The sequence below is a fragment of the Pseudomonas sp. S07E 245 genome, from assembly GCF_019599025.1.
GTDB lineage: Bacteria > Pseudomonadota > Gammaproteobacteria > Pseudomonadales > Pseudomonadaceae > Aquipseudomonas > Aquipseudomonas shirazensis.
In genome coordinates this window covers 5,271,905-5,280,000 of record NZ_CP080625.1, presented here as the reverse complement: position 1 = coordinate 5,280,000, position 8,096 = coordinate 5,271,905, and the positions used below count along the sequence as shown (strand labels likewise).

Annotated in this window: 11 protein-coding genes (1 of these 11 cut by a window edge); 1 reads left to right on the top strand and 10 read right to left on the bottom strand. The window is 60.6% G+C overall.

Going from position 1 to position 8,096, the window contains the following annotated elements; genetic code table 11:
• On the bottom strand, positions 1-236 hold the 5' portion of the coding sequence (locus K3F44_RS24245) for a lysozyme inhibitor LprI family protein (RefSeq protein ID WP_259407017.1). Its footprint begins 157 nt before the window's first position; only the first 236 of its 393 coding nucleotides appear in the window; the start codon lies at positions 234-236; the stop codon falls past the left edge of the window.
• Between the two features lie 95 nt (positions 237-331).
• Entirely contained in the window at positions 332-1,240 is a 909-nt protein-coding gene (locus tag K3F44_RS24240) for a LysR family transcriptional regulator (RefSeq protein ID WP_220633112.1), read from the bottom strand.
• 90 nt (positions 1,241-1,330) lie between these two features.
• On the opposite strand from K3F44_RS24240, the gene K3F44_RS24235 reads away from it, so the two are divergent.
• Positions 1,331-1,804 (top strand): DMT family transporter, encoded by a 474-nt coding sequence (locus K3F44_RS24235; protein ID WP_101316656.1) that lies wholly within the window; start codon positions 1,331-1,333, stop codon positions 1,802-1,804.
• Between the two features lie 11 nt (positions 1,805-1,815).
• On the opposite strand, the gene K3F44_RS24230 is transcribed toward K3F44_RS24235, so the two are convergent.
• The 8 genes from K3F44_RS24230 to K3F44_RS24195 all read right to left on the bottom strand — a co-directional run bounded on the left by K3F44_RS24230 (position 1,816) and on the right by K3F44_RS24195 (position 8,095).
• On the bottom strand, positions 1,816-2,355 hold the full coding sequence (locus tag K3F44_RS24230) for a hypothetical protein (RefSeq protein ID WP_150570100.1): 540 nt from the start codon (positions 2,353-2,355) through the stop codon (positions 1,816-1,818).
• 52 nt (positions 2,356-2,407) lie between these two features.
• Positions 2,408-2,971, bottom strand: coding sequence for a GNAT family N-acetyltransferase (locus tag K3F44_RS24225; RefSeq protein ID WP_101316654.1), 564 nt, complete (start codon positions 2,969-2,971; stop codon positions 2,408-2,410).
• A gap of 86 nt (positions 2,972-3,057) precedes the next feature.
• Positions 3,058-3,432, bottom strand: a complete 375-nt coding sequence (locus K3F44_RS24220; RefSeq protein WP_101316652.1) for a YkgJ family cysteine cluster protein — start codon at positions 3,430-3,432, stop codon at positions 3,058-3,060.
• 149 nt (positions 3,433-3,581) lie between these two features.
• Complete coding sequence (alaC, locus tag K3F44_RS24215) at positions 3,582-4,790, bottom strand: alanine transaminase (protein ID WP_101316650.1); 1,209 nt, start codon at positions 4,788-4,790, stop codon at positions 3,582-3,584.
• Positions 4,791-4,981: 191 nt separating this feature from the next.
• Positions 4,982-6,106 (bottom strand): hypothetical protein, encoded by a 1,125-nt coding sequence (locus K3F44_RS24210; RefSeq protein ID WP_220633111.1) that lies wholly within the window; start codon positions 6,104-6,106, stop codon positions 4,982-4,984.
• A gap of 134 nt (positions 6,107-6,240) precedes the next feature.
• On the bottom strand, positions 6,241-7,128 hold the full coding sequence (cyoE, locus tag K3F44_RS24205) for a heme o synthase (RefSeq protein WP_103436097.1): 888 nt from the start codon (positions 7,126-7,128) through the stop codon (positions 6,241-6,243).
• Positions 7,129-7,139: 11 nt separating this feature from the next.
• Positions 7,140-7,472, bottom strand: a complete 333-nt coding sequence (gene cyoD / locus K3F44_RS24200) for a cytochrome o ubiquinol oxidase subunit IV (RefSeq protein ID WP_150570092.1) — start codon at positions 7,470-7,472, stop codon at positions 7,140-7,142.
• Positions 7,472-8,095 (bottom strand): cytochrome o ubiquinol oxidase subunit III, encoded by a 624-nt coding sequence (locus K3F44_RS24195; RefSeq protein WP_101316642.1) that lies wholly within the window; start codon positions 8,093-8,095, stop codon positions 7,472-7,474. The genes cyoD and K3F44_RS24195 overlap by 1 nt, the downstream gene beginning before the upstream one ends.
• Position 8,096: the final 1 nt, after the last annotated feature.

Genomic DNA, 8,096 nt, shown 5'->3' with positions numbered 1-8,096 from the left:
GCCGTGCGCAAGGCCTTCTGCGCATCGCCTGCAAGCTTTGCCTGCAACTGCTTGTAGACACGGTTCAGACGCTGATCCTGCAGGCTGGTCTCGCTATGGATACAGCTGCTCATGGCAACAGTACTGGAGGCCTTGTCCATACACTCGGTATAACTGGTGGAAAAGTCGTCGGCGCTCGCGGCTGCGCTCGAGCAACCCAGGATCAAGGTCATGGCGATAGTGGTGCGGTTACGCATGAGCAAGTCTCGCGGATGAGTGACGGCGACCAGCCTAGCACTTCCCCACCCAAGGTCGGCTAGCAACGGCAACAATCAGACCAAACCCACTCGGCTCACTCTGTGTTCTGACAGATGCTCGCCACCCGCGCACGCAACCAGGCATGGCCGGCGTCGCCTTCCCGGCGCGCATGCCACGCCTGGGCAAAAGCAAAAGGTGCGATGGCCAATGGCGGGGCGAAGATACGCAGCGCCGGGTCCAGACGAGCCCCGCTGAGGCTACGCCGCGCCACCGTAAGTATCAGATCGGTGCCAACCAACAGTGTCTGCGCTACGCCCCAGTGCGGCAGCGTCAAGGCAATCCGCCGTTGCTCGCCCACCTGCTGCAGGGCGCGATCGATCTCATTGTCGATGCCCGGCCGCACCGCAACCAGCACGTGGGGGCGCTGCAACCACTGACTCAAGCTCAGCCCTGCGCGCTGCGGCAGGGCCCTGCGGTCGGCCACACAGACAAAACTTTCTTCGAACAGCACCTGGCGCTGCACTTCAGCCGGCCAATCGGGGAACACGCCGAGCGCCAGATCCACTTCTCCGTCGATCAACTGCCCCAGCATGGCTTCCCGGCTGCCCTGCGAGACCACCAGGTCGACCCCGGGCGCCTCTTCGCGGACCTGCCGTAACAGGCCGGGCAGCAACACCCTGGCGCCATAGTCCGACATCGACAGGCGAAAAGTACGACCCGATTTGCCGGCCTCAAAGCCAGGACTGCCAAGCAGACCGTCCAACTGCTGCAACGCATGCTGCAAAGGCTCGCGCAGGGATTGCGCACGAGGGCTCAGCTGCAGCCTGCCGCCACGCCGCACCAACAGCGGATCGGCAAAGATTTCTCGCAACTGAGCCAGCGCATGGCTCACCGCAGGCTGGCTGCGATGCAGACGCAACGCGGCGCGGGACACGTGCTGCTCACTGAGCAGCGCGTTTAGCGTCAGCAGCAGATTGAGGTCGATGCGGCGCAGATCATCCATCTAGCGAATACCAACTGTGCGGAGTTCGAATTTCCATCATTGAAATGGATAACACAGACTGCAGCCAGTGATTTCTTCAGGAGCATCCCAATGCCGCATGCACTTACCTTGTCTGTCCTGCTTCCCATGCTGATCGCCCTGCTGGCCGGCGCAGCTGTGCCGTTCCAGGCAGGCAGCAACGCCGCCCTCGGCCGACTGCTGGGGCATCCGTTATGGGCCGCGGGGGTTTCATTATTGGTCAGCCTGATGCTGCTGATACCGGCATTGCTGGTGCTGCGGGCACCGCTGCCGCAGCTGCAGAATCTGACCCAGGCGCCGTGGTGGGCCTGGCTGGGAGGATTGGCAGGCGTGTTGTACATCACTGCTGCGCTGATCCTCACACCGCGCTTGGGTGCGGCCGGGTTTATCGTCTGCGTGATCGCCGGGCAGGTACTGTCCTCCTTGCTGATCGATCAATGGGGCTTGATGGGCCTGCCGGAAAAACCCGTCAACAGTCTCAGGCTGGCCGGCGTGGGCATGATCGTGCTCGGCATGCTGCTGGTGCAGTGGGGCACTGCGCGCTGACAACCGACCGGTCAGAAGGCCTGCGGTTGAATGGGCGGGTCCAGCACTCTTTCCACTTGAAAGCGCAGCGAGGGCATTTCGGTGGCCACGTACACCGTCACCCCCAACGCGGCGATCAAGGCCACGTCGAGCCAGCGCCATCCTGGCATTTGCGCGGCACTGCGGGCCTTCCAGCACCACCAGGCCTGCCCTGCGCAGAACAACGCGATTGCCGCCAGCCACAGGTAAAAGCCCGCGCCAAAACCAATCAGGTCCTGGAAGGCATAGCTGCGATTGTCCGGCAGGCGATCGATGCCCAGGCTGCTCGCCGCCAGATACAGCGCGGCGAGGCCCAGCACCAGTGCCAGCCGGCGAAAGCGCCGATGGCTGAGCACGGCCAGGGCCAACAAAGGATTGGCAAACCACTGGTAGTGCTCGAACGGAATCCCCCAAGGCCCGTATAGCAGGATCTGCAAGGCGGGCATATGCCGCCCGGCGCTCAGGTAGACACCGTCAAACGCCAGACTGCAGAGGAACAGCAACAGGCTCAGGGCGATATAGAACGTGGGCAACTGGAGGAACCAAGGGCGACCGGCGTTCACCCGACCGTCATTCACCGTCATATCAGGCAACCGGTGGCTCCAGCAACAAGCCGTAGATACCCGAATCGGACAACTCCCCCGCCACGCACCAACGTGCCCGCAGGGTGCCTTCAAGGACAAAGCCCTGACGCTCGAGGGTACGTGCCGAGCCCTGATTGCGCGGGTCGATTTCACCTTCCAGGCGGCGCAGGTGCAGCGTGTGCGCAAGGTAATCGATAAAGCAGGTCAGTGCTTCGTCCATGTAGCCGCGGCCCTGCACGCTGCTGGCTAGGCAATAGCCGATTTCGCCACGGCGGGAGACGTCGTCGATGTTGAACAGCTGGACCATGCCGATCAGCGCCCCGGTGTCGCGCCGGTACATGCCAAGCTTGAGTTGCTCGCCCTTGGCGTACGCTTCGCGGTCTGCCGCCAGAGCGCTTTGCGCCTCGGCCAGGTCCTGCCACGGGGCGTGGTGCCAGTAACGCATGACCTGCGGGTCGGCCATCATCTCCAACCACTGCGCGGCGTCGGCATGACGCATCGGGCGCAGTTGCAGGCGCGGGCTTTCAAGGAGCAAGTCAGAGGGGAAACTGCGGGGCTGGGTCACGCCGGACCTCCTGTCCATCGCTGGAAAGATGACAGTCTAGCGTCAGTCGGACCCCAGGGTCACCGGGCATTTTCAACCCAGTGCAATCACGCCACCTCGGCGCCTTCATCTGGCCAGTGCGGCTCGTTGGCCTCCAGCGGCGGTAACCCATAGGCAGCACGGGCTGCGTCGCAACTGGGATTGTGCACGCCATTGACCCAGGACGCCTCGAACTCGCGACAGGGCGTGGAACGGTTGGCGTAGATGCTGCACCCCACCTGCTTGCCAATCTCGCCATCGAGGCTGATGCAGCGGCACGGCTTGGCGTCGGTGCCGATCATGGCGACCCGGCTTGGGGTGATCTGCACCACCAGATCGTCCGGCACGACACCGCCCGATGACTGGCATTCGCCCCAGAAGAAGGACACACGGAAGTACCCGCAGCACGCGCCGCAGTCAAGGCAAGGGTTATATTCGGACATGATCGCCAGGGAGGGAGAGTTGTTGTTATCGGGGCTTGGCCCGCGGCGCCATTGTTGATCCAACCGGGGGTGGCTGAGAAGAGGGTATATGAAAAAAAACATGCCGCTGATCGGCGGCATGTCGGTTGGCTGTTGAGCGTACGAAGAGGTTACTTGGCGGTCAGCCCATCCGCCCGGAACATCTGGCGAATGCCACGAATCGCCTGACGGATGCGGTCCTGGTTTTCGATCAGGGCAAAGCGCACATGGTCATCGCCGTAATCGCCGAAACCAATCCCTGGCGATACGCAGACCTTGGCCTCGGCCAGCAGCTTCTTCGCGAACTCCAGCGAGCCCAGGTGTGCGTACGCCTCGGGTATCTTCGCCCAGATGTACATCGAGGCCTTGGGGTTCTCGACCATCCAGCCCAGCTCGTGCAAGCCCTTGACCAACAGATTGCGGCGCTGGCGGTATTGCTCGGCGATGTCGCGCACGCATTGCTGATCACCCTCAAGGGCGGCAATGGCCGCTACCTGCAGCGGGGTGAAGGTGCCGTAATCGTGATAGCTCTTGATCCGCCCAAGGGCGCTGACCAGCTCTGGATTGCCGACCATGAAACCAATCCGCCAGCCGGCCATGTTGTAGCTTTTGGACAGGGTGAAGAACTCCACCGCGATGTCCTTGGCACCGGGCACCTGCATGATCGAAGGGGCCTTCCAGCCGTCGTAGACAATGTCGGCATAGGCCAGATCGTGGATGACCAGCACGTCGTATTGCTTGGCCAGCGCTACCACACGCTCGAAGAAATCCAGCTCGACACACTGCGCAGTCGGGTTGGACGGGAAGCCCAGGATCATCATTTTCGGCTTGGGGATCGACTCGCGGATCGCCCGCTCAAGCTCAGTGAAGAAATCCACCCCCGGCACCAACGGCACCGAACGCACCTGTGCACCGGCGATCACGGCACCGTAGATGTGGATGGGATAACTGGGGTTGGGCACCAGAACCGTGTCGCCATGATCAAGGGTAGCCAGCATCAAGTGCGCCAAGCCCTCTTTCGAGCCAATGGTGACGATGGCCTCGCTCTCAGGATCGATATCGACCTGATAGCGGTCCTGATACCAGCGCGAAATCGCCCGGCGCAGGCGCGGAATGCCGCGCGAGGTGGAGTAACCATGAGTGTCGTCACGCTGGGCAACCTGCACCAGCTTCTCGACGATGTGCGGCGGCGTGGCGCCATCGGGGTTGCCCATGCTCAGATCAATGATGTCCTCGCCACGACGGCGGGCAGCCATCTTCAGCTCGGCAGTGATGTTGAAAACATAGGGCGGGAGACGATCTATGCGCGCAAAGCGGCGCGGCGAACCTTGGTCGGCCATGTGTACCTCGAAGACGTAAGCGCCCGGAACCGTCCGAGCGACGTTAGCCGCTGTAGCGGCCAGATCAGACAATAATGCCGAAATGATTTATCTGCAAAGGATAGTTTTCTGTTTTTTTATATATTTTCAGGCGTATTACACAATTGCTCAGAAGCGGCTGCTCAGTGGCGCGCGCTGAACAGCCAGCTCGATCAGCGTAGTACCTTGTAGCTGTCTACGGTTACCCGCTCCAATGCCAAGCCTTCACTGGGCTTGAATGCACTGCCGGTAACCTTGCTGAAGGACGTTTCATCGGTGCCGAAGTGAACAAAGCGGTCTGCTGCACTGCCCTCTGTCACCACCGTGTAGGACTTCTTGCGCATCGCTGTGTAGCGCTCGTTCTCTGCGATCATTTCCTTGTGATACTGCATCAACTGGATGTCGCTGAGCTGCAGCCGGTTGTTGAGCTTCACGCCCCAACGGGTCAGGCAGACTTCGGCAAAATGGCGTACCAGCAAGCCCGGCTCATCGAGGTGCTTGCCACCGCCGGCACCATCGACCGAAGCGTTACCGACCAACGTGGCATGCCGACCGTGCATAGGGAAGACGTGGATGCGAGTAGCCGCGGCCACACTCGGTATAACGCAGGCAAAGCCTTTTGAACGCTCGTCACGCGAGTAGAAGCCGACGTACTCCTTCACATTGCTGGCCAGCTGTACGCGGCGCTTGTCGATATTGCCTACCCCGGGTACGGGGTCGATGGCAAAGATGTTGACCGGAATGTGCTTGAGTTCCGGGTCGCTGGCCAAGGCATTGGCGAGCATATGGCAGCTAATGCCGCCGCGACTCCAGCCGACCAGATTGATCTGGGTCGGAATCAGCGGTTTGCGGAAGCGAGTAATGATCCCCTGATAGAGCTCTTGCTTGGCAAAGCTGTCGCCATAGTCGTACGTACGCCAGAACCACGAAGAGCCAGCCTCGGCATCCGGGACCTCAACCCCGCGTTTCTTCAGGTCTTCGTACTCTTCTTTGCTGAGCTTGGTGCGCTGCCAGTTGGTTTTGCCCTTGATCACCTGCACCACGTGGGCGACGTTTTCTTCCCAGCCGCGGCCAAACAGCTGACCGGTCCAGTTGAAATAACTGCCTGGCTTGACGAACAGGTCATCGTCCTGCAGGTTGCCGCTGCCTGGGCCATCGACAGCAATTTGCTCAGCCCAGAGCCGGCCTTGGTCGTTGTGGGCCAACGTCGAGACCAGTTCGCCGTTCCAGAAATCAGGGTTGGCGGTGTCATAGCGGGTGGAACCGGTGCCACAGAAATAGGCCGTAAATATACTCATCTGGATGTCTCCTGGGGACTAGGGAGGCACACCATATGGCGTGTGAGACGGCGCCGAGCAGGCGGAAGAACTGCCATCCTCAAGGCAAAAAAAAGCCCCGACACACGGCCAGGGCTTCTTCACAACAGATGTCTTCAGCGGGCGTAAGTCATCAACACGTCAGCAGCAGTCTGGCTGTCTACCGACATCATCACGCTCAAGGCGGTCACGGTGAGGATAGAGAAGCCGAATACCTTGCGCGCCCACTTGCTGTCATCTTCAGCCTTGTAGCCGCCCCAGGCCATGTACAACCAGTACAGGCCCATACCGGCGGCAACCGCCATGTAGCCGAGCCCGGCGTAACCGCCGAGGGTCAGCATCAGGGTAGCGAGGACGAATGCCAGCACGTACAGCACGATCTGCTTTTTCGCCGCGAGGATACCGCGCGCCACCGGCAGAACCGGAATATTGGCAGCGCTGTAATCCTTGAAGCGGAAGATCGCGATGGCAAAGCTGTGCGGCATCTGCCACAGGCTGAACATCACCAGCAGGGTCACTGCAGCCAGGTCGAAGCTGTTGCTCACGGCGCAGTAGCCGATCACCGGAGGCATGGCACCGGACAGGCTGCCAACCAAGGTGCCGTGCACCGATTTGCGCTTCAGCCAGAGGCTGTAGAAACCGACGTAGACGACGAACCCGATCAGGGCGCAGTACGCCGCCAACGGGTTGGCCTGCACGTACAGCAAGCTGAAACCACCCAGCCCAAGCAGGGTGGCGTAAATCAGCGCTAGCGGCAGCGACATGCCGCCCTGGACCATCACGCGGTTCTTGGTGCGCTCCATCTTGATGTCGATGTCACGGTCGATGCAGTTGTTGAACACGCAACCGGACGCCACCACCATCGAGGTACCGAGCACCACCGCCAGGAACAGGGCGAAATCCACATGCCCGCTGGAGGCAAGGAAGAAGCCGCCTGCCACGGAAAGCACGTTACCGAAAATGATCCCCGGTTTGGTGATTTGGATAAAGTGCTTCAGTGACATGCAGTCTTACCTCACTTGGCCATCATTTCGAAGTGGATGCTGAACATGATCCACAGCGACAGGCCGACCAGCAGCGCGATTACCAGAATGGTGAACAGGAACGTCGACACATTGGAACGCTGCTCTTTCGAGCGGTCCATGTGCAGGAAGTACACCAGGTGTACCACTACCTGAATGACGGCCATGGCCACCACGATCAGGACGGTCAGGTTCTTCGGAAAGGTCGGGAACATGACCAGGCCGAACGGGATCGCAGTCAGGATGATCGACAGTACGAAACCGACCATGTACGACTTGACGCTGCCGTGGCTACCTTCGTGATGAGTGTCGTGTGCGTTAGCCATTACAGAACCCCCAACAGGTAAACGACGGTGAATACGCAGATCCAGACCACGTCGAGGAAGTGCCAGAACAGGCTCAGGCAGCTCATGCGGGTCTTGGCAGTCGGCGTGATGCCGTGCTTGTTGATCTGATACATCATGATCGCCATCCAGATCAGACCGGCAGTCACGTGCAGACCGTGGGTACCGACCAGCGCGAAGAACGCCGACAGGAAGCCACTGCGCTGCGGGCCGTAACCCTCAGAGATCAGGTGATGGAACTCATAGATTTCCATCGCGATGAAGCCAGCACCGAACAGGAAGGTCACAGCCAACCAGCCCAATACACCTGCCTTGTTGCCGTCGAACATCTTCAGCATGGCGAAGCCGAAGGTGATCGAGGACAGCAGCAGGAACGCGGTTTCAACCAGCACGAAGTCGAGCTGGAAGATGTCGTGACCCGACGGGCCGCCGGCGAAACCGCCGGACAGCACCGCGTAGGTGGCGAAGAGCGACGCAAACAGGATGCAGTCGGTCATCAGGTACAGCCAGAAACCAAGTACGGTCATCTGGCCCGAGTCGTGGTGGTGATCGTCGTGCCCATGGTCATGACCATGAGCGTCACCGTGGATTACTTGACTGGACATT